The 20,581-nt window shown below is 74.4% G+C and carries 15 protein-coding genes; 8 read left to right on the top strand and 7 right to left on the bottom strand.

Annotated features, from left to right (window positions below; genetic code table 11):
- Positions 1–3,003: a serine/threonine-protein kinase gene (locus NAEX_RS33850; protein ID WP_143825682.1), complete on the bottom strand. Its 3,003-nt coding sequence runs from the start codon at positions 3,001–3,003 to the stop codon at positions 1–3.
- Here NAEX_RS33850 and NAEX_RS33855 point away from each other — a divergent pair.
- On the top strand, positions 2,947–3,501 hold the full coding sequence (locus NAEX_RS33855; protein WP_245913854.1) for an RNA polymerase sigma factor: 555 nt from the start codon (positions 2,947–2,949) through the stop codon (positions 3,499–3,501). The two genes, NAEX_RS33850 and NAEX_RS33855, sit on opposite strands and share 57 nt — an antisense overlap.
- A gap of 12 nt (positions 3,502–3,513) precedes the next feature.
- Here the strand turns inward: NAEX_RS33855 and NAEX_RS33860 are convergent, their stop codons facing one another.
- The 3 genes from NAEX_RS33860 to NAEX_RS53265 all read right to left on the bottom strand — a co-directional run bounded on the left by NAEX_RS33860 (position 3,514) and on the right by NAEX_RS53265 (position 8,725).
- Positions 3,514–4,284: a hypothetical protein gene (locus tag NAEX_RS33860; RefSeq protein ID WP_096331614.1), complete on the bottom strand. Its 771-nt coding sequence runs from the start codon at positions 4,282–4,284 to the stop codon at positions 3,514–3,516.
- Between the two features lie 285 nt (positions 4,285–4,569).
- Complete coding sequence (locus tag NAEX_RS33865) at positions 4,570–7,509, bottom strand: serine/threonine-protein kinase (RefSeq protein WP_096331615.1); 2,940 nt, start codon at positions 7,507–7,509, stop codon at positions 4,570–4,572.
- A gap of 154 nt (positions 7,510–7,663) precedes the next feature.
- Entirely contained in the window at positions 7,664–8,725 is a 1,062-nt protein-coding gene (locus NAEX_RS53265; protein WP_245913855.1) for a carboxylesterase family protein, read from the bottom strand.
- Between the two features lie 298 nt (positions 8,726–9,023).
- Between NAEX_RS53265 and NAEX_RS33875 the strand changes: the two genes are divergently transcribed.
- The 3 genes from NAEX_RS33875 (at position 9,024) to NAEX_RS33885 (ending at position 12,622) form a co-directional block, all read left to right on the top strand.
- On the top strand, positions 9,024–9,926 hold the full coding sequence (locus tag NAEX_RS33875; protein ID WP_096331616.1) for a hypothetical protein: 903 nt from the start codon (positions 9,024–9,026) through the stop codon (positions 9,924–9,926).
- Positions 9,927–9,962: 36 nt separating this feature from the next.
- Complete coding sequence (locus NAEX_RS33880) at positions 9,963–11,867, top strand: sigma-70 family RNA polymerase sigma factor (protein ID WP_096331617.1); 1,905 nt, start codon at positions 9,963–9,965, stop codon at positions 11,865–11,867.
- 68 nt (positions 11,868–11,935) lie between these two features.
- A complete protein-coding gene (locus tag NAEX_RS33885; protein WP_096331618.1) occupies positions 11,936–12,622 on the top strand; it encodes a hypothetical protein in 687 nt (228 codons plus the stop codon).
- Between the two features lie 123 nt (positions 12,623–12,745).
- Here NAEX_RS33885 and NAEX_RS33890 read toward each other — a convergent pair whose 3' ends face one another.
- Genes NAEX_RS33890 through NAEX_RS33900 form a run of 3 tightly spaced genes read right to left on the bottom strand, consistent with a single transcriptional unit; the run spans position 12,746 to position 16,272 of the window.
- A complete protein-coding gene (locus NAEX_RS33890; protein ID WP_096331619.1) occupies positions 12,746–13,780 on the bottom strand; it encodes an ABC transporter substrate-binding protein in 1,035 nt (344 codons plus the stop codon).
- Positions 13,781–13,801: 21 nt separating this feature from the next.
- Positions 13,802–14,878, bottom strand: coding sequence for an ABC transporter ATP-binding protein (locus NAEX_RS33895; RefSeq protein WP_096331620.1), 1,077 nt, complete (start codon positions 14,876–14,878; stop codon positions 13,802–13,804).
- Positions 14,875–16,272 carry a hypothetical protein gene (locus NAEX_RS33900; protein WP_096331621.1) on the bottom strand — a complete coding sequence of 466 codons (1,398 nt, stop codon included), beginning with the start codon at positions 16,270–16,272 and terminating at the stop codon, positions 14,875–14,877. The genes NAEX_RS33895 and NAEX_RS33900 overlap by 4 nt, the downstream gene beginning before the upstream one ends.
- A 130-nt stretch (positions 16,273–16,402) precedes the next feature.
- On the opposite strand from NAEX_RS33900, the gene NAEX_RS33905 reads away from it, so the two are divergent.
- From NAEX_RS33905 to NAEX_RS33920, 4 genes are all read left to right on the top strand, one after another.
- Positions 16,403–16,807 (top strand): ArsR/SmtB family transcription factor, encoded by a 405-nt coding sequence (locus NAEX_RS33905; protein ID WP_096331622.1) that lies wholly within the window; start codon positions 16,403–16,405, stop codon positions 16,805–16,807.
- On the top strand, positions 16,804–17,691 hold the full coding sequence (locus NAEX_RS33910; protein WP_096331623.1) for an SRPBCC family protein: 888 nt from the start codon (positions 16,804–16,806) through the stop codon (positions 17,689–17,691). The genes NAEX_RS33905 and NAEX_RS33910 overlap by 4 nt, the downstream gene beginning before the upstream one ends.
- Positions 17,692–17,923: 232 nt before the next feature.
- Positions 17,924–19,033 carry a hypothetical protein gene (locus NAEX_RS33915; protein WP_096331624.1) on the top strand — a complete coding sequence of 370 codons (1,110 nt, stop codon included), beginning with the start codon at positions 17,924–17,926 and terminating at the stop codon, positions 19,031–19,033.
- 399 nt (positions 19,034–19,432) lie between these two features.
- Positions 19,433–20,542, top strand: coding sequence for an MYXO-CTERM sorting domain-containing protein (locus NAEX_RS33920; protein WP_096331625.1), 1,110 nt, complete (start codon positions 19,433–19,435; stop codon positions 20,540–20,542).
- The last annotated feature ends 39 nt before the right edge of the window (positions 20,543–20,581 follow it).

Consider the following 20,581-nt stretch of genomic DNA (forward strand, 5'->3'; position numbering starts at 1 on the left):
CTACCCGGCCGACTCGAGTTCGGCGGCGCGTCGGCGGAGCTCGCGGACCTTCTCCGGGCTGCGCCCGGTCGCGGTCAGCGCATCGGCCAGCTCGCGCATGGTCGCGACCCGCATCGCCGGGATGCCGCTCCGGTCGCCGGGCGCCTGTTCGAAGAGCCTCAAGGCCTCCTGAAGGGGGGCGACCGCCAGCTCGGGTTGGCCTTTCGCCAGGTGCACGAGCCCGAATCCTCGCAGTGCGGCTGCCTTCAGCGCCGGGTCGGACGCCGTCGATTCGTGCGCCAGCAGACTCGCGAAGTACGGCAGCGCCTCCGGGCATCGGCCCAGGGTGCAGAGGGCGTCGCCGATGTTGGCGACGACGCCGGGCTCGTCCACCGTGCTGTGGGCCGGAGCGGCCTCGTGGATGGCGAGGAGCTCGCGGTAGACGGTGAGGGCCCGGGCGGTCTGCCCGCTCGTCAGGTGGGCGTCCGCAAGGATGATGAGGGCATTGATCCGCTCGGCGTGAGCCGGCGGGTAGAGGTCGTCGAAGGTGGCGAGCGCCCGGTCGAGCCGCTCGATGGCCTGGGGGATCGCGCCGCCCTCCACGTCGAGTCGCGCCAGCGCGACCTCGGCCTTGGCAACCCAGGGGTGCCGCTCGCCGTATGCCGCGAGCAGGGTGTCGCGCGCGCGTTCGAAGTGTTCCCGTGCCGCGGGATATTGCTCGAGCTCATAGAGGTCGAGCCCGAGGTCGAGTTCGACGCGCGCGGGCCACGGGTGGCTTGGTTCGTAGTCTCTCCGCAGATCTGCGAGCAGTTGTTCGTTCAGCTCGCGCGCCAGCTGCTGTTGTCGAGCCTCGCCGAGGCCGGCGGCGAGCGCCCTGCGGGCGAGCACGACCTCCGGATGATCCGCGGGGTAGAGTGCCCTCAACGTGGCGAGCGCGAATTTTCGCCGCTCGACGGCCTCCTCGGCCCGGCCCTCGGCGATCAAGATCTCCCCTTCGACGGCCGCGATCGCGGCCTCGGCGGTCCGCGGATCCGGATGGGGCTCGGACCTCGCGTGGTCCATGGACGTGCGCGCTTCGCCGGGCGCGTCGAAGACGACGGCCTGGACCCACGCGAGCTCGTTCCAGATCTCCCACTTGAGCGACGGGTGATCGGCGGCGTTCGCTCGATCGTAGGCTTGATGGAGGAAGTAGGTCGCGCCGGGACCGTCGCCGAGCAGCCGCCCTCGGGCCCGGCCGAGGCACAGCAGCGCCTCGGCCTCTCCGGCGGCGTCGGCCGTGCCGCGGCTCTCCGACAATGCGTCGTCGAGCACCGCCACGGCGTCGCGGCCCTTCTGGATGTTCGTCAGGAGTTCGCCCCGGTCGAGGAGCTCGCGTACCCTGGGGGTCGTAGGTCCGACGGGAGCGCCCTCGAGCCGCATGTCTGCGGATACGCGGCATCGCGCGGGCGGAGGCAGGCCGGCGACCGCAGCATCCGCGTCGGCGACGAGGGCGGCGTCGGCTTTGGCGAACTGGTCGAGCAAGGTGTCGAAGGCGCTGCGCTGGCGGTCGAGGCAGGCCGCACCCCGCGCGAACAGCCGCTCCAGCGTCGGCGTCGCGGGTTGCGTGGCCTGACAATTGTTCGCGGCGACCTCCGCCCAGTCATGGACGTATTCGGCGAGCATGCTGCTCGCGCGCTGCCATGACTTCTCGGCGTACGGCACGCCGGTGGCCTTGAACGCGTCGTGCAGCGTCTGCTTGCGCTCGTTCCAGGTCGACGCGAGGCGGTCCTTGTATTGCGAGCACTGCGTCTGTGCTGATGCGGTGAAGAGCGTGGCCCCGAGGGCGGTGGCGCTCGTCAACGCGACGACGAGGCCGGCCGCGAGGGCGCGCCGGCGGCGGCGCTTCGGCGACTCGACCAGCACGTCGATCAGGTCGGCCATCGTCGGGAAGCGGTCGGCGGGGTCGAGGGACAGGGCCCGCGTGAGGGCGCGGCGCAGCCATTGCGGGGCGGGGGGATCGGCCGGCAGCGCCAGGGGGGCGCCTGTCCGATCGGCCAGGCGCTCGACCGCGGGGGGCGGGGCCCGGCGGAACACCGCCTCGGTCAGGGCGACGGCGAACGAGTATTGATCGCTGCGGGCGTCGCACTCGCGGCCGCGGACCTGCTCGGGCGACATGTACGTCGGCGTGCCGGCGTACTTGCTGGTGTGGCCGGAGGCGGGGCCGGCGGGGCGGTCGGGCTCGGTCTCCTGGTGGCGCTGGTCGGCGACGGCGAGGCCGAAGTCGGCGATCCGGACCCGGCCGTCCTCGCCGACCAGCGCGTTGGCCAGCTTGAAGTCGCGGTGGACGATGCCGACCTGATGGGCCGCCGACAGGCCGCGGGCCGCCTCGACGAATCGCTCGAGGATCGCCGCCAAAGGGCGCGCCTCGCGGTCCAGCCATTCGCGGAGGGTGAAGCCCTTCACCAATTCCATGACGATGAAGAGTCCGCCCTCGGCTTCGCTGACCTCGTGGATCTGCACCACGTTCGGGTGGGACAGCTTGGCCTGCATCTGCGCCTCTCGCAGAAGGCGCGCCCGGTCCCTGGCGCCCTCGCGCAGGCGGTCGTCGCGGATGACCTTGATCGCCACCAGGCGATCGAGCTGCAGATCCTGGGCCGAATAGACCACGCCCATACCGCCCTGGCCGAGGGTCTGCACGACGCGGAACCGACCGAGCTGGACCGGCGGATGGGCCTCGTCGAACAGCTTCGATTTGAGGCTGCGATACATCGCCTCGTCCGCGAGGTCGCGCTTGTCGGAGCCGAGCCGTTCGAGGTTCGGCCAGGTGTGCTCCTGCTGCGGGTCCATGGCCGGGGTAGTGTCTCCGAGGCCCGGGCCCGTCAGCCAGCCGGTTTCGCGGCCTGGCCTCCGTGGTAAAGTGGCGCCATGACGAGCGACCAGGAGCTCCTCGCCGCCTGGCGTGGGGGCGATCGCCAGGCCGGCAGTATCTTGTTCGACCGCTATTTCGACGCCGTCCGCAGGTTCTTTCGCAACAAGGTCGAGCACCAGGCCGAAGACCTCGTGCAGCGCACCTTCATCGGCTGCGTCGAGGGCCGCGACCGGTTCCGCGGAGACGCCTCGTTTCGCACGTATCTGTTCGCCATCGCGCACAATGTCCTACGTGACCATCTGCGCCGGAACCGGCGGCCGCCGGAGGAGCTCGACCTCGAGAAGATGTCGCTGGTCGACCTCGGCGCGAGCCCGACGTCGCTGCTGGCGGCGCACGCGGAGCAGCGGCTGCTGCTGCACGGTCTGCGCAAGATACCGGTGGCCTCGCAGGTGATCCTCGAGCTGTATTATTGGGAGCGCATGACCGGGCCGGAGCTCGGGGCGTTCCTCGGGGTGCCGGAGGACACGGCCCGCAGCCGCCTGCGCCGGGCCAAGCAGCAGCTCGAGGCGGCGATTCGCGGGCTCGAGGCGAGCGCGTCGGAGATGGAGAGCACGATCTCCGGGCTCGAGCAGTGGGCCGCCGGGCTGCGGGCCCAGCTGCTGCCGGCGCGTTGAGGCGGGTCGACGTCATCGCAACAGTCGCTCGATTCGCTCGCGGACGAGCCAGCCGGGCACCGATTCGTGGCCGCCGAGGGTGAGGCCGATCGCCTGCCCGGACGCGAGGTCGAGGAGGACGCCGCCCGGTCGACCGAGGCAGTCGTGGCGCAGCAGCGCCGCCGAGACCTCCTGGACCCGGCCGGGGACGAGGCGCAGGTCGCCGGGCCGGGCCTCGCCGTCCTGCGGCGCGGGCGGGTCGCCGCGGTCGATCGCGGCCAGCTCGTGACCGTGGGCGACGCCGGGGGCGAGGGCGATGAAGCTCGCCTGCGGGGCCACCCGCACCAGCGCGAGGTCGCAGTCGGGCGCGATGTAGAGGACCTCGCGGACCGCCACGAGGGCGCCGCCGCCGAGGTCGAGCTGGAGGCCGCGCTCGCCGCGGGTCAGCTGCGCGAGGCAGGGCAGGAGCGGCTTGCGAACCGTCACCGCCAACTCGGGGCGCACGAGCCAGGCGGTGGCGAGGACGGTGACGCTGCCGGAATCGATCGACTCGAGGCGGCCGACGCAGGCGCTCGCGGTGGCGAGCGCCCGCTCGAGCGCGGGGTCCCGCGGGCGGCTCGGCGCGGGCCGGAGCGGGGCGACGGGCGTGGGCCAGAGGCGCCGCAGACGGTCGCCGGCCGGGCTGTCGTCGGGGCTCGCCAGCAGCGCGGCGAGGCCGGCCAGCGCGACTTCATCGCTCTCGGCCTGCGCCCAGGCGGCGAACAGCGCCCGCACCTCGCCCTCGTGCCGCTCGGACTGGTCCATCGTCCCGGTAGTAACGATGCGCGGTCGATCCGTCATGACGATCGGGTGGGCGCGATTGCCGCAACGGGGCGGGGTTGGAAGGGCGGCTGCAAGGATTGCCGGCAATGATGGCAGGCCACGGCGAGGTCCTGTCGATGTCGGTAGTCGATGTCGTGAATCAGCGCTGTGCGGCCAGCCATGATTCGACCTCGGCGCGCTCGGCGGGAAGCGTGGGCCGGCGGCGGTGGCTTGCGCGAGGGCCGGTGGGGCGTCGGGGGTCGCGCGCGTCGCAGTCGATGTCGTGCATCAGCGCTGCGCGGCCAGCCATGATTCGACCTCGGCGCGCTCGGCGGCGAAGCGTTCGCCGGCGGCGATGTATTGCGCGAGGGCCCGGCGGGCCGCGTCGGCGGCGGTCGGGTCGCGCGACTGCTGGCGGGCCTGGGCCTCGACGAAATAAAGCGCGGCCAATTCGTGGGGGAGGCCGCGCGGCTGCGCGCGGATGGCGATCGCGCGGGCCAGCAGCGGGAGCGCCTGCTCGGGCTTGCGTTCGCCGACGGCGGCGCGGGCGAGGCCGCCGAGGGCGGTCGCGGCGGCGATGTCCTGCGGCCCGTAGGTGGCCTCGGCGATCTCGAGCGCGCGCTGGAAGTGGGCGCGGGCGTCGGCGTATTCGCGGCGGGCCAGGGCGACCTCGCCGAGGGCGCACAGCGGCTGGATCTGGCCCGGCTGGGCGGGGCCCTGCACGCGCGCGTGCAGGGCCAGCGCGCGGCCGGCCAGCGCTTCGGCGTCGTCCCAGCGGCGCTCGAGCGCGGCGAGCTCGGCGAGGCCGCCGAGCGGCTCGGCGACCTCGAAGTCGTCGGCGCCGAGCGCCTTCTCGGTGACGGCGAGGGCGCGCTCGTAGTGTTCGTGGGCGGCCGCGAAGTCGCGCCGGGCGGCGGCGACGCTGCCGAGGTTGCACAGCGGGATCGACAGGCGCGGGTGCTCGACGCCGATGCTGCGCTCGTAGATGACGAGCGCGCGCAGCAGGCGGTCGCGGGCGCCGGGCAGGTCGCCGCGCTGCTGCGCGGTCATGGCGAGGTTGTTGAGCGTGTCGGCGACGGCGAGGTTCTCGGGGCCGAGCAGCTCGACGTAGATGTCGAGGCTGCGCTGGTAGATCTGCTCGGCCGCGGCGAGGTCGCCCTGGGCCAGGTAGACGCCGCCGAGGTTGTGGGCGACGGTCGCGAGGTTGAGGCTCTCGGGGCCCTCGTCGGCCTCGGCGAGGGCCAGCGCGCGCTCGAGGTGCTCGCGGGCCTCGGGGTACTTGCCCCAGCGCTCGAGCACGCCGCCGAGGCCGGTGTGGCGGGTGATCTGCAGCAGCGGCCGCGCGCCGATCCGCTCGAGCAGCATGGCGGCGTGGCGGTCCCACAGCATCGCGTCGTCGTAGCGGGCCAGTTCGACGCCGTAGATGAAGGTCAGCGCGAGGGCGGCGTCGGCCTGGACCTCGTCGTGCTTGACGGCGCCGGCCATGAAGTACGCGTCGAGCATCGCCTTCTCGGCGCCGGCGGCGTCGCCGGCGTACTCGAGCAATTGGGCGTGGCGCGCCAGCACCTCGGCGTGCAGCGGGCGATAGCCGAGAGCGATCGCCTCTTGCAGGATCTCGTCGGCCAGGGAACGGCTCGCCTCGAACTGGCCGAGGTTGCCGCGCACGCGCACGCGGGCGAGCTTGGCCCGCACGTCGGCGACCCGGGCCGCCTGGGCCGGATCGTCGGGCGGCGGCAAGGTGGCCAGCAGCGCCTCGGCGTCGGCGCAGCGGTCGAGGCGGCCGAGGTTCATGGTCGCCTGGACCGCGCGATCGAGCATCGCGGCGTCGGCGGCGTGGAGGCCCTGCACGAGCACGTCGACCTCGGTGCGGCGCAGGCTCAGGCACTCCATGCGGCGGTCGAGCAGCTGCGGCGATTGTTCGCCGCGCACGTGGGTGGCCTCGCAGGCCTCGGTGTGCATGGCGATCCAGGCGGCGACGTAGGCGTCGAGCCGCGCCTCGACGCGCCGGGCGACGTCGTCGGCGCCGGCGGCCCCGGTGGCGCGCAGGGCCTGGCGCAGCTCGGTTTTGCGGGCGTCGTCCCAGATCCCGGCGAACCGGGTCGCGGCGTCCTTGCAGAGGTCGAGCGGGGCGGCGGCGCGCGGGGTGAGGCCGTAGCCGAGGCCGGCCGCGAGCGCGGCGATGCCGACGCCGGCGAACCACTGGCGGGCGCGCTTGCCGGGCTCGCGCGCGAGCTCGGCGAGCAGGGCCGCCATCGACGGCCAGCGGTCCTGCGGCTGGGCCGACAGCCCGCGCAGCAAGATCCGGCGCAGGCGCGGCGGGACCCGGGCGCCGCGCGGGGGCTCGCTGCGCTGGAGGGCCGCGATCTGGGCCAGGAGGTCGTCGGCGGTGCGCGCCTTGAAGGGCCGCGCGCCGTAGAGGCCCTCGTAGAGCACGACGCAGAAGCTGAACTGATCGCTCTCGACGCCGATCGGCTGGAGCGCGAACTGTTCGGGGGACATGTACGGCGGCGTGCCGACCAGCGTGCCGGCCTCGGTCAATTGCTCGCTGAGCGAGCCGGTGCTGTGGGTCACCGGCGCGAACAGGCGCGGGTCGGCGCCCGACGGCGCGTCGCCGGCATCGACGGCGCGGGCGAGGCCGAAGTCGAGGACGCGGACGAAGCCGTCCTCGGCGACCATGACGTTGTCGGGCTTGAAGTCGCGGTGGACCAGCCCGGCCGCGTGGGCGGCGGCGAGGCCCTGGCCGGCCTGCTGCAAGAGCGCCACCACGTCGCGCCACGGGTGCGGGCCGCGGCGCAGCCAGGCGCGCAGGGTCTCGCCCTGGATGTACTCCATGACGATGTAGACGCGGCCCTCGAACTCGCCGACCTCGTAGACGCGGGCGATGTTGGGGTGGGCCAGCTTGGCCATGGCCTGGGCCTCGCGCTGCAGGCGGGCGCGGCCGAGGCTGTCGCCGCCCGCGGGCCGCATCAGCTTGATGGCGACCTTGCGATCGAGCTCGTCGTCGAAGGCCGAGAGGACCACGCCCATGCCGCCCTGGCCGATCTGGCGCAGCACCGTGAAGTGGCGGATCCGCGTCGGCATGGCCGGCTCGGCCTCGGGCACGCGGGGGTGCGAGCGCGTGCGGCCGGGCCGGGCCTGCACGATCGGCGGGTCGGGCGGGACCTCCCGCGTGCGCGCGTCGGCGACGGCGTCGTCGACGTCGGGGACCTGAGGCGGGGGCTCCGTCACCGCCGTCGAGCATATCAATGGCGAGGCCAGGGCGCAGATGCGTGAAAACGCGCAGCGACCCGCGGCCGGCCTCCGCTGGTGCAGAAGCCGGGCGGACGAGGGTCGCGGGACCGGACGGCCCCGCGACCATGATCATTGGCGAACGACGGGCGGACTATTGCTTGTAGCGCTCGAGCATCCACGCGTAGATGTCGTGGCCGGCCGAGAGGTCGTAGGTCTTCGTCCACGAGTCGTGGCCGACGCCGGGGTAGATGACCATCTCGACGTCGGGCTTGGGGTCGCAGGCCTGCAGGCCCTCGACGGGCTGGATGGTGCCGCTGACGTTGACGGTCGGGTCGGCGTCGCCGTGGAAGGCCCAGATCGGGACGCGGCCGAGCTCGCACTGGGCCTTGTTGAAGGCGCCCTTGCCGTCGCCGGCGATCGGGACCATCGCCGCGATCTGCTCGTCGAGGAATTCGCCGAGGTAGTTCCACGAGCCGATGGCGCCGCAGCTCAGGCCCGTGAGGTAGACGCGGGCCGGGTTGATGTCGTAGTGCGTCAGCGCGAATTCGATGAACGAGTGGACCTCGCCCGGGCCGGGGCAGCCGCCGCCGGGGTGCTGCGGCGAGAGCACGACGAACGGCAGCGAGGTGTCCCACTGGTCGTTCTTCTGCAGCTTCGGCGGGCCGTTGTTCGGGACCTTGTCGAGCTCGCTGTCGCCGTTGCCGTTCTCGCCGATGCCGTGGAGGAAGATCATCAGCGGGTACTTCTCGCCGCCGCCGTAGCCGGGCGGGGTGTACTCCCAGTAGCCCTGGGCGGCGTCGGACATGCCGAGCGGGACCTTCTTGAAGTGGGCCGACGAGGGCATGCCGTCGTCGGGGATCTCCGGGATGTCCTCCGGGCCAGGTTCGACCGGACCGGTGGTGCCCGTCGTCGTGTCGTCGGTGGTGGTGCCCGGCGCCTCGGTGGTGGTGCCGGGCGCGTCGGTGGTGCCGACCGTCGGATCGGTGGTGGTCGTGGTGCCGTCGGTGGTCGGGGTGTCGGAGGTGGCCGGACTGCTCGGGTTGCTCGGCTCGCTGGTGCTGTCGGTCGCGGTGCCGTCGGTGGTGGCAGGTTCGGTCGTCCCGTCGGTGCCGGTGCTCCCGGTCGTGGAGCCGCCGTTGTCGCCGCACGCGGGGGCGGCGAGGAGCGACAGTGAAGGCAGGACGAACCACCAATTTCGCATGGTCATGGCCATGGCAGCGGCCTTATCATTGCGCGGGAAATAGCGTCAAGGCGTCGATTCGCGCGCCATTTGACCGCAGTGCTCCGGCCGCAGATGGGGCCTCGCGGCGAGGAGCGGTGACCCCAATGGTTCGACGCGAGGGCTCGTAATCGACGAAGTCGGGCCACGCATCATCGGGGGGCGCACGCTCGCGACTGGGCGCTTCGCCGAGCGGGGCCGCGACGCAATGTGGAGGGTCCGCGCCGGCCGGTCGGATCCGCGCCGGCGTCCGGGGAGCGCCGACTCGCATTCGCGGGCATACTGATGCGACGTGCCCCCCGCCGCGCTCGCGCTGCTCCTCGTCGCCGATCCGGGCTGGCTCGAGCTGCGCTGGCCCGAGGTGGCGAAATGTCCCACGGCCGCCGAGGTCGCGGCCGCGGCCGAACATCTGGCCCCGGCCGAGAGCCGCCGTCCGGTCGTCGCCGCGGCCGCGATCACGGTCGACGACACCGGCTATTCGCTCGCGCTGTCGGTGCAGACCGCCGACGGCGTCGAGCAGCGGCACGCCCACAATGTCCGCTGCGAGCCGCTCGCCGAGGCGACGGCGGTGATCGTGGCGGTGGCGGCCGAGCCGGCCGGGAGCGGGGCGAGCCGGCCGGCTCGCGACGAGGAGATCCCGCCGGGCCTGCGGCGGACGCCGCCGCCGGAGGTTCGCGCGCCGCCGGCGGTCGGCGCATTCGTGGCGGCGGTCGGGGCCGTCGGTCCGCCGAGCCGGCCGGCGCCGGGGCTGCAGGCCGGGCTGCTGGTGGTGTGGCCGCGAGCGCGGCTCGAATTGCGGTTTCACCACACCTTCGCCGCGCCGCTGCGCTTCGCGGCGGCGCCGGCGGCGGGGGCCGAGCTGCAGCTTTCGGCGGCGGCGGCCCGCGGCGGCCCGCGGTGGTCGTGGCGGGCGTGGTCGCTGCATTTGTGCGCCGGCCTCGAGCTCGGGGCATTGACGGCCCGGGGCTTCGGCTTCCCCAACAATGCTCGCAGTACGGGATTGTGGGCAGCCGCGGTGGCGGGCCCCGGGGCGCAGTGGCGGCCGCGGCGGTGGTTTTCGCTCGGGGCCGACGTCGAGGCGGTGGTGGCGTTCACGCGCCGGGGCTACGCCGCGGCCGACGACCCGGCGTTGCTGTACCGGGTGCCGCCCGTGGGCCTGCGCTTCGGGGCGTCGGTGGCGGTGTTCTTTTTCTGACGACCGCCGCGTTTGCCGGAGATTTCACCTCCAGCCATGCCTTCCCGCCCGCCCGACCGGATCGCCGCCTTCGCCGCGTTCTTCCGCGCTTACTACACCTACGTCCACCAGAACCTGCGCCGGCTCGGGGTCCCGCCGGCGGCCGTCGAGGACGCGGCCCAGGAGGTGTTCCTGGTGGTGCTGCGCCGCGCCGACGCGCCGATCACGAACGTGCGCGGCTGGCTGTTCGGCATCGTCCGGCGGATCGCCTGGCGCTTCCGCCGCGGGGCGTCGCGGCGCGACCGACTGGTGCAGGCGTTGACCCACGAGCCGATCGTGGTCGGCGACGACGACGCGCAATTGCTGGAGCGCGAGGCGGCCGAATTGCTGGAGCGGTTCCTGGCCCAGCTCGACGACGACAAGCGCGCGGTGTTCGTGCTCGCCGAGCTCGAGCAGCAGACGGCCGGCGAGATCGCCAGCGTGCTCGGGATCAAAGAGAACACGGTGTATTCGCGGCTGCGCGCGGCCCGACAGGAGTTCGACCGCAGCTGCGCCCGGCTCCGCCTGCGCGACCAGCGGGTGGTCGAGCGCGAGGCGCTGCTCGGCCGGGCCCGCCGCGCCCACGAGCCGTCGCTGGCGACGCGCGAGCGGGTGCTGGCGGCCCTGCTGGTTCCTGGTCTTTGGGGCATGTCCGCAGGGGCAGCCTCGGCGACGCCGGCGGCCCAGGGCGGGGGGCTGTTCGCCGCGGTCTCGGCGGTGGTGAGCGCGCCGCAGGTGGCGACGCTGACGGCCGTGCTGCTCGGGGTGCTCGGAGGCGGGGCAGCCCTGCTCGAGGCCGGCCGGGCGCGGGCCGGGGCGGCGGAGGTCAGTCCGGTCGGGGCGCGTCAGGACCGACGGGAGGCGGCGGACGAGGCGGATGTCCCCGAGGACAGGTTGCGAGGAGCGGCCGAGGACGAAGTTCGAGGCGCAGGAGAGGACGAGGGTGGGCAGGGGCGCTTCGGAGAGGGAGGCGGCGGTGCGCCCGGGTCGAGCGGGACGACGGGCGCGGCGGACGCGGTCGGGCGCGCCGGCGAGGGGACGGAGGGCCGTGGCGAGGGAGAAGTCGGCGGTCGGGACCGGCCGCACGCTGCCGTGGGCGGGAGCGCTGGCGGGCGCGGTCGGGTCCGGGGCGAAGATGGCCGTTCGGACAGGTCGCGGGTCGAGGCGATCGCGGCCGACGTCGCCGGGGATCGGCAGGGTGAGGAGGAAGCGCTCAGGCGGCCGGGCGGAGGTGACGCGTCAGCCGCGGGCCGGCAGGGCCGCGGGGGGCAGGTGGGCGGGGCTGTCCGCGCGGACAGGTCAGGGACGCGCGCGAAGGCCGCGGTGGAGCCGGCCGATTTCGCCGAGGGGGGGGTGCCGCGCGGCCGGGATGGGCGACGGATGGTGCGCTCGCGGGCGTCCGGTGTGGCTGTTCCGGAGGACAGGTCGAAAGTCAGGGCTCGCGCGGGCGAGGCGGAGCAGGGCGAGGGGCGGCTTGAAGCTGTCCGCGAGGACAGGCCGGAGTCCGGGGCCAGCGCGGCGGGGCTCGAGGTTGTCCCCGAGGACATGTCGTTGCTGGAGACCGCGGCGCGCCCGCGCGGGAGCGAGCCGGCCGCCGGCGACGCGACGACGCCGGCCGACGCGGCGAACGACCTCGCGCGCGAGGCCGGCCTCATCGGCGCGGCGCGCCGGGCGATCCGCGAGCGCGCGTGGGACCGGGCGCTGGGGCTGCTGGCCGCGCACGCGATCGAGTTCCCGGACGGGACGCTGCGCGACGAGCGGTGGTTGTCGCAGATCGTGGCGACCTGCGCTTCGGGACAGGTCGAGGCGGCCCGCGCCAAGGTCGAGCGGCTGGCGCGCGAGCGGCCGGCGCTGGCGCGCAAGGCGGGGCCGTTGTGCCCGGGCGGGGAGCCGTCGCGGCCGGACACGGCCTCCGGGGAGTGAAACGAGGGGTGCAAATGGGCCCGGCGATTGTTCGACGACGGGGGCAGGGGCCGGAGATTGAACAGAGCATGAGCCACTGCACATCTCTCCTTCCCGTCCTGAGTCTGCTGTTTGCCGGCTGCGTCCTCACGCCCGAGATCGTCGGCGACAGCCTGTCCACCGACGGCATCGTGACGAGCGCCGGCGCGACGACGGAGTCCATCGATTCAGCCGGCACCGAGAGCTCGGCGACCCATGTCAGCGCGACGACGGAGTCCCACGATTCGCACGGCAGCGCGACCTCGGCGACGAGCACGACGGCGGCCGTCAGCACGTCGAACGGTACGAGCTACGTGCCGGGCGAGAGCGAGTACGGCGCGCCGTGCGAGCTCGCCTTCGACTGGCCGATCGAGGCCAAGGCCGTGTCGCCGCAGCCGGACTGCGAGGGCGGCATCTGCCTGTTCATGTGGGACCAGGCGCCGCCGTGGTGCGCGGACGACAGCGATTGCCCCGCGCCCTGGTCGACCTGCGACGGGGGGCACTGCCTGCTCGACCAGGGGTTCGTGGCCGAGACGTCGCGCTGCACGCAGACGTGCGACGCGGACGCCGAGTGCCCGGACATCCCCGGCTGCCAGACCGGGGTGGCGTGCGTGCCGGTGAGCTCGATCGGCGAGCTGTGCTGCGCGAAGATCTGCGCCTGCCGCGATCACCTCAGCGCGGGCCAGACGCAGCAGCTCGAGCAGCAGTGCCAGGAGCCGGGCTTCTGCGATCCGTGAGGCTCATGCGCAGGGGGTCGAGCCACGGCGCGTCGACGACGGGCTCGGCGCGCGGTACCTGCTCCTTCACGAACGGCGCGACGCAGCGGCTCGAGCCGCAGGCGCCGGGCGCCTGCGTGAGGATCACGCGCGGCGCAGCTCGAGCCACAGCTCGTCGACGACGGCCTCGGTCTGGCCGAACCAGTTCTCGGACACGAACAGCTTCTTGCGCGTCGCGGCCGACGGATACAGCGCGGGGTCGCCGGCGTCGGCGACGAGGCCGCGCTGGAGGGCGGCGAGGTTCGGGGTGGCGAAGCGCAGCGCGTTGGCGTTGAGGGCGGCGATCTCGGGGTCGAGCAGGAATTCGATGAAGCGCACCGCGACCCCGGGGAGCGGGGCGGTGGCCGGGATCGCCAGGTAGTCGATCCACAGCACCGCGCCCTCCTCGGGGATGACGTAACGCAGGCTCGGCCGCTGCTTCTGGGCCCGGAACAGGTCGCCGCTGTCGATCTGGGCGATCCACGTCTCGCCGGAGACGAGCGCCCGCGCGGGGTTGCTGTCGTAGGCGCGCAGGAGCTCCTTCTGGGCCCGCAACATCGGGTAGACGCGCTCGCGGATCGCCGGCTTGTCGGTGCTGTTGATGTCCAGGCCGGCGGCGAGCAGGGCCTGGTCGAAGACGTCGCCCTTCGAGTCGATGACGCTGATCTTGCCGGCGTAGCGCGGGTCGAACAGGGCCTTCCACGAGGTGGGGGCCTCGACGTGGTCGCTGTCGTAGCCGATGCCGGTGGTGCCCCACAGGTAAGGGACGGCGTAGATCTGGTTGTCGGCGGCGATCCACGGGCCGAACTGCGGGTCGAGGTGGGCGAGCCCGGGCAGCTTGTCGCGCGCGAGCGGGACCAGCAGGGCCTGCTTGCGCATGCGCTCCAGCACGTAGTCGATCGGGAACACGACGTCGTAGGCGGCGCCGCCGGCCAGCTTGGCCACCAGCTCGGCCTCGGCGAGGTAGTAGTCCTGGGTGGTGCGGATCCCGGTGGCCGCGGTGAAGCGCTCGAGGACCTCGGGCGCGAGGTAGTCGCCCCAGTTGTAGAGCGCCAGGGTGGCGCCGCCGCCCGAGCAGGCGGTGGCGCACGCGCCGGCGCCGAGCAAGCGGTGGAACGAGCGGCGGCTCAAGCCCGACATGGCCGGGACGATGCCACAAGCTCAGGCGTCCTGCGCGGCGAACCGCAGCACGCACCGCGGGTCCCACGCCGCGCCGACCGCTTGCCCGGGGGCGCAGGCGGGCGCGTGGGGGAGCCGCGACAGATGGACGCGCCCGGCGATCTCGACCTCGACCTCCCAGCGATCGCCGAGGCAGGCGATCGCCCGCACGGTGCCGCGGGCGGCCGGGCGATCGCCAACCGTCTCACGGGACAGGTCCGGCCGATGGCATGTCGCATTGGATATGTCTTCTCGAACATGTTTTCCTGGAAATGTCTCTGGGGACATGTCCTCGAGCGAGCCCTCGCCGATGGGGCGGACGCGCAGGTGCTCGGGGCGCAGCCAGCCGTCGCCGCCCGGCTCCGGGGTCACCTCGCCGAGCAGGCGGGCGACGGCCAGCGACGGCGGGGCGGCGTACAGCTCGGCCGGGGCGCCGGCGGCGAGCAGGCGGCCGCCGCCGAACACGAGCAGGCGGTCGGCCAGGGCGAGCGCCTCCTCCGGGTCGTGGGTGACGTGCAGGCAGCCGAGGCCGCGCCGGCGGGTGACGTCGCGCAGCAGGCGGCGCAGGCCGGCCCGCAGCGGGCGGTCGAGGGCGGCCAGCGGCTCGTCGAGCAGCAGCCAGCGCGGCTCGCCGGCCAGGGCGCGGGCGAGGGCCAGCCGCTGCTGCTCGCCGCCCGACATGGCGGCGGGCTTGCGTGTCTCGAAGGACATGTCCAGACCGACATCCGCGAGCAGGGCCCGCACGCGCGCGCCGAGCTCGGGGCCGCGGAGGCCGAGCAGGCGCGGGGCGAAGGCGACGTTGTCGGCGGCGCCGAGGTGGGGGAACAGCGCGTAGTCCTGGAACAGGGTGTGGACCGGGCGGCGCTCGGCGGGCAGGCCGTCGAGCGGGCGGCCGTCGAGCAGCACGCTGCCGCGGTCCTGGCGCTCGAGGCCGGCGACGATCCGCAGCAGCGTGGTCTTGCCCGAGCCCGAGGCGCCCATGAGGCAGGTGTAGGCGGCGGCGGGCAGCTCGACGCCGACGTCCGCCAGCGCGAGGCGCCCGGCGTAGGACTTGGTCAGCGCGCGCAGCGACAGCGTCATCGCCGGCGCAGGAGAGCAGCAAGCGCCGCCGCCAGCAAGGGGACGAGGCCGAGGCCGAGGGCCCAGCGCGGGACGGCGCCGAGGTCGCCGCCGCGGCCGAGGATCTCGAGGCCGACGGCGAGGGTGCTGCCGCCGGGGCCGGAGGTGAAGGCGGCCGCCCCGGCGTCGCCGACGGCGTGGGCGAAGGCCACCAGCGCCAGCGCGGCGCCGACCGGCCAGGCCAGCGGCCACCACAGCCAGCGCGCCCGCGCGACCGGGCCGGCCCCGAGATCGCGGGCGGCGTCCGCCAGCCGCCCGGCCCCGGCGAAGGCCGCGACGGCGCCGGCGTGGGCGATGGCGACCTGTCCCGGAAGCAATGTCACAAAGGTCAGGGCGTCGCCGGGGCCCCAGCCGAGCTGCCTCGCGGCGACCAGCCACGCGGCCCCGTAGACCGCGGGCGGCAGCGCCAGCGGCAGCAGCAGCGCGGGGCTCCAGCGCGCGGGCGCGGCCAGGCCGGTGAGGCAGCCGAGGGCGGCGGCCAGCACGGCGGAGGCGCCGGCGGTGGCGAGGGTCGCGGGCAGCTGGGCCCGCAGGAGGGCGTCACCCTGTCCCCAAGGCCATGTCACGGCCGGGACCACGAGGGCGGCGATCGGCGCGGCGCACAGGCCGAGGATCGCCAGGCCCGCCCGGGCGGCCGGCGGCTCGCGGCCCTCGCGGCTCTGCCCCGCCGCCCGCAGCCCGCGGGCCAGGGCCCACGCGCACGGCAGGGCGACGGCGGCGAAGATGGCGGCGATCGCCGCGGCCCGCCGCGGGTGGGCGTCGAGCAGGACGGCCTCGCGCAGGGCGAGGCCGAGGGTGTAGCGCTTGCCGCCGCCGGCGACCGCGGCGATGGTCGCGTCGCCCATCGCCAGCAAGGCGAGGCAGACGGCGGCGAGCAGGTAGGCGGGGCGCAGGTGCGGCCACTCGACGGCGACGAAGCGCCGCCACGGGCCGGCGCCGAGGTCGGCGGCGGCGTCGAGCCAGCTGCGCGGGCGGGTCCGCAGGCGCGCGCGCAGCAGCAGGGCGGCCAGCGGGACGTCGCCGGCGAGCCGCGCGAGCGCGACGGCACCTGTCCCCGGGGACAGGCCCAGCGCCAGCGCCCCGATCGCGCGGGCCAGCGGGGCGATCATGACGAACAGCAGCAGCCACGGGGCCGTGACCGCGCGCGCGAGCGGGTAGGCGAGGGCGAGGGCCAGGGCGGTGAGGCCGGCCGCGAGGACGAGGCTGTCGGCGGCGATCGCCAGCAGCGCGGGCAGCATCACCGGGGTGCCCGACTCGGCCGCGGCGAGGACGAGGCCCGCGGCCGGGGCGGCCAGCGCGGCGATCGCCCACAGGGCGAGGCCGGCGAGCCAGAGCGGGGCGTGCGGGCGGGGCACGGCGGCGAGAGTAGCCAGAAGTCGCGCGGCGGCGGGGGAAGGCGGCCAAGGCAGCGCCCCGCGGGCCGCAGGCGCGACGCGTAACCAACTCTTGACGCGCTCCCGGAAACGTGTAACCGTTCCTTTACACATGGCCTGTACGCCCGCAGCGACCGCCGCCACGCTCGACGCCGTGTTCTTCGCGCTGTCGGACCGCACGCGCCGCGGCCTGCTCGAGCGGCTGCGCGGGGCCGAGGAGACCGCGGGTGCGCTGGCGCAGGGGTTCGCGGTCACGCGCCCGGCGGTCTCGCGGCACCTGCGGATCCTCCGCGAGGCGGAGCTGGTGGTCGAGCGGCGACGCGGGCGGGAGCGGGTGTACACGCTCTCGCCCGCGCGCCTGGCGGACGCGACCGCGTGGCTCGACGCCTACCGCGTGTTCTGGACGGCGCGCCTGCGCGACCTCCGGGACCTGGTCGAATCCCTGCCCGACGACGACCCCCCCGCGCCGGCACGCACGCCGGCGCCGACGACCCGCGACAAGAGGAGCACGAGATGAGCGAGCATCCCCCCGTATTCGAGCACCGCGCCAGCTTCGAGCTGCCCGTCCCCCCGCCGCGAGCCTTCCGCGCGCTCGTCGAGCCGTCCGAGCTGTCGCGGTGGTTCGCCGAGCACGTCGCCGTCGAGCCGCGCGTCGGCGGGCGCTTCGCGTTCCACGGCCGCGCCACGCTCGGCGCCCCGGGGGCGGACGAGGCGACAGGGCGCCTCGTCGCGTTCGAGCCCGGCGCCGCGCTGGCCTTCACCTGGAAGATCCACGGCGTCGACACCGAGGTGCGCTGGTCGGTCGTCCCGACCGACGACGCCGCGACCAGCACGCTCGAGGTCGTCCACGCGGTCCGCGGCGCGCTGCCGTTCAAGCGGCCGCGCCACGTGATCGACGACCTGTGGCGCCTGCACGCCGGCAACCTCCGCGATCACCTGGCCGAAAGGACAGACGGCGTGGTGCTGCCGGACTTCGCCGGCGGACGCACCGAGGTGCGGGTGTCGATCGACATCAAGGCGCCGCCGGCCCGGGTGTTCCGCGCGCTGCTCGACCCGACGCTGATGAACCGCTGGCTCGGCGGGGCCGCGCAGGTCGACCTCGAGCGGCGCACGTACTCGTACGGCTGGCGCTACGAGGTCGAGGGCCGCAGCGTCGACGGCGGCCCGACGCGGATCGTCGAGCTCGTCGAGGACGAGAAGCTGGTCACCGACTGGACCGACTGGCGCGGCGAGCCCGACCAGCCGAGCACGCGCGTGACCTGGCTGCTCGAGCCGCTGGCCAGCGGCGCGGGCACCCGCCTGACGATCGTGCACGACGGCTTCGGCGCGCCGGTCGACCGCAGCGACTACCAGCAGGGCTGGTACGGGTTCGCCGAGCGGCTGCGCGAGCTGTTCGAGTGACGCGGGCCCAGGTGTCGGCGAGCGCCGCGCGGGATGTCCCTTCGGACATGAGGACGTTCGCGACGGCGCCGTCATGGGGGCGCCCGGACCCGCGGCGCGGACCGGCGCGGGCGTAGCGACCGGGACAGCGGCGCCATGCGGCACGTCACCCGCGTCGCCGAATTCCGCTGCAAGCGACGAAAATTGCTCGTATCGCCGCGAGCGCCCGCGCCTTGCAGGGGCGGCCGGCGTGATGTCGAAGTCCGCCCGCCTCCGTCGCCTCGTCCAGGGCACCGCGCTGCTCGGCGCGTGTGCCCTTTCTGTTCTGGTCGCGCGCCCGGCCGAGGCGTGCGACCCCGGCGAGCCGTTCCTGCACAGCACCCTGCCGGCCGACGGCGCCGTCTATCCGGGCAACGCGGCGCTGTTGTTCGACGGCTTCTTCATCAGCATCGACGCCCTCACCGTCACCGTCGACGGCCAGCCGGCCGCGCTGGTGCCGGCGGACTTCGCCGACGGGCTGTCGGAGATCGCGGCGTTCGTCGAGCCGGCGCCGACCGACGGCCAGGTCGTCGTCGTGTCGGGCAGCGTCTGCGACGGCTGCGAGCCGCTCACGCTGACCTATACCGCCGGCCCGCCCGACGTCACCGCGCCGGCGCCGAGCGTCGAGTCGTCGTTCTTCGCCGTCTACGACCACGCCGACTTCGTGTCGGGCGGCGGCGATTGCATGAGCGACAGCGACCTGACGCTGTACGTCCACCTGAGCCAGCAAAGCCCGGCGCCCGGCGATCCGACGCTGTTCACGGTGGCGTGGGACCCGGACGGCGAGGGCGAGGTGGGCTTCCGCCGGACGCTGCGCGTCGACGGCGAATCGCACGTGCTGGCGTTGTCGCTGGTGACCGAGCGGCTCGGCGGCAAGGACCCGCTGGCGGAGGTCTGCCTCGACATCACGGCGATCGACGCGGCCGGCAACGCGGCCGAGCCGTTCGAGCTGTGCCCGGCCTGCTTCGCCCGCGCCGACGCGATCGAGCACGGCGTCGACACGCCCGCCGAGCCGGCCTGGACGGAGGCCGACGGGGTGCCCGGGAGCCCGTGCGCGGGCGTCGAGCCGCAGACGACCGGCGAGGAGACCGAGACCGACGCGAGCTCGAGCGACACGGCCCCGACCACGGGCGGCGGCAGCGACACGTCCGGCGATTCGACGGGCGACAGCGCGAGCGACACCGACAGCGGCGGGGCGACCGGCGGCGAGGGCGGCGACAAGGGCTGCGCGTGCAGCAGCGACGGCGGCGACCCGGGCGACGCCGGCCGCTTCTCGCTGTTCGTGCTCGGCCTCGGGCTGGCGCTGGTCAAGCGCCGCTCGTGACCGTGTGGACATGCCCGATCGGGCATGCCGAAAGCGGCATGGCCGATCGGGCATGTCCGTTCACGGCTGGCAACGCTCGCGCCGCGGCTCGGCGAGCTCCCGCGAATGGTCGGGCCTCGGATGAGCCAGCCACGGCGCGCGAGCAGGCGACGTTGTCGGCGCGGACGCGCCCGCCGGCGAGCGGTCTGTCTCATCGGACAGGTCTACCGAGCGCGCGACGGGGTCGCTCTCGGGGGCCTCGGAGGTGCGCGCGCGGACGGCCGAGCTCCGGCGTGGGCGTCGCGACCGGGACAGCGGCGCCATGCGGCACGTCACCAAGGGCCCCGTGCTCCGCCCGCAACTGCCGGAAATTCCTCGGGATCGCAACGGGTGCTCGACTCTTGCAGTACGGCCGCCGTCATGTTCAAGACCTCCCGCCTCCGTCGTCTCCTCGAGGGCACCACGCTGCTGAGCGCGTGTGCCCTTTCTGTTTTGGTCGCGCGCCCGGCTGAGGCCTGCGCGCCGCCCGAGCCGGGCCTCGAGAGCTCGGTGCCGGCCGACGGCGCGATCTATCCCGGCAACGCCGCCCTGCTGTTCGAGGGCTTCTCGATCAGCCTCGACGGCGTCACCGTCACCGTCGACGGCGAGCCGGCGACCCTCGTGCCGGCGCCGTTCGACGACCTCGTGTCGGGCCACGCCGTGGTCGTGGAGCCGACCCCGATGGCCGGTCAGACCGTGGTCGTGTCCGGGCCCTTCTGCGACGCATGCGAGCCGGAGACGATCACCTATACGGCCGGCCCAGCGGACGTCGAGGCGCCGCAGCCGATCGTCGAGTCGTCGTTCTTCGCCGTGTACGACCACGCCGACTTCCTGTCGAGCGGCGGCGATTGCATGAGCGACAGCGACCTGACGCTGTACGTCCACCTGAGCCAGATGAGCCCGCCGCCGGGCGAGCCGACGCTGGTCACGATCGCCTGGGATCCCGACGGCGAGGGCGACGCCGGCTTCCGCAGGAACGTGCGCGTCCCGACCGGGGCCCAGGTGATCCCGCTGTCGCTCGTGACCGAGCAGTTCGGCGGCAAGGACCCGCTGACCGAGGTCTGCCTCGAGGTGACCGCGTTCGACGCCGCGGGCAACGCGGCCGAGCCGTTCGAGCTGTGCCCGGCCTGCTTCGCCCGCACCGACGCGATCGAGCACGGGGTCGACACGCCCGCCGAGCCGGAGTGGAGCGAGGTCGACGGGGTGCCCGGGAGCCCGTGCGCGGGCGAAGAGCCGCAGACGACCGGCGAGGAGACCGACACCGGCGCGAGCTCGAGCGACACGGCCCCGACCACGGGCGGCGGCAGCGACACGTCCGGCGATCCGACGGGCGACAGCTCGAGCGACACCGACAGCGGCGGGGCGACCGGCGGCGAGGACGGCGACAAGGGCTGCGCGTGCAGCAGCAACGGCGGCGACCCGGGCGATGCCGGCCGCTTCCTGCTGTTCGTGCTCGGCCTCGGGCTGGCGCTGGTCAAGCGCCGCTCGTGACCTCGAGGACATGCCCGCCCCGACCGAGCTCTTGCGGGG

Origin of the sequence: Nannocystis exedens (genome assembly GCF_002343915.1) — a bacterium.
Classification (GTDB): Bacteria; Myxococcota_A; Polyangia; order Nannocystales; family Nannocystaceae; genus Nannocystis; species Nannocystis exedens.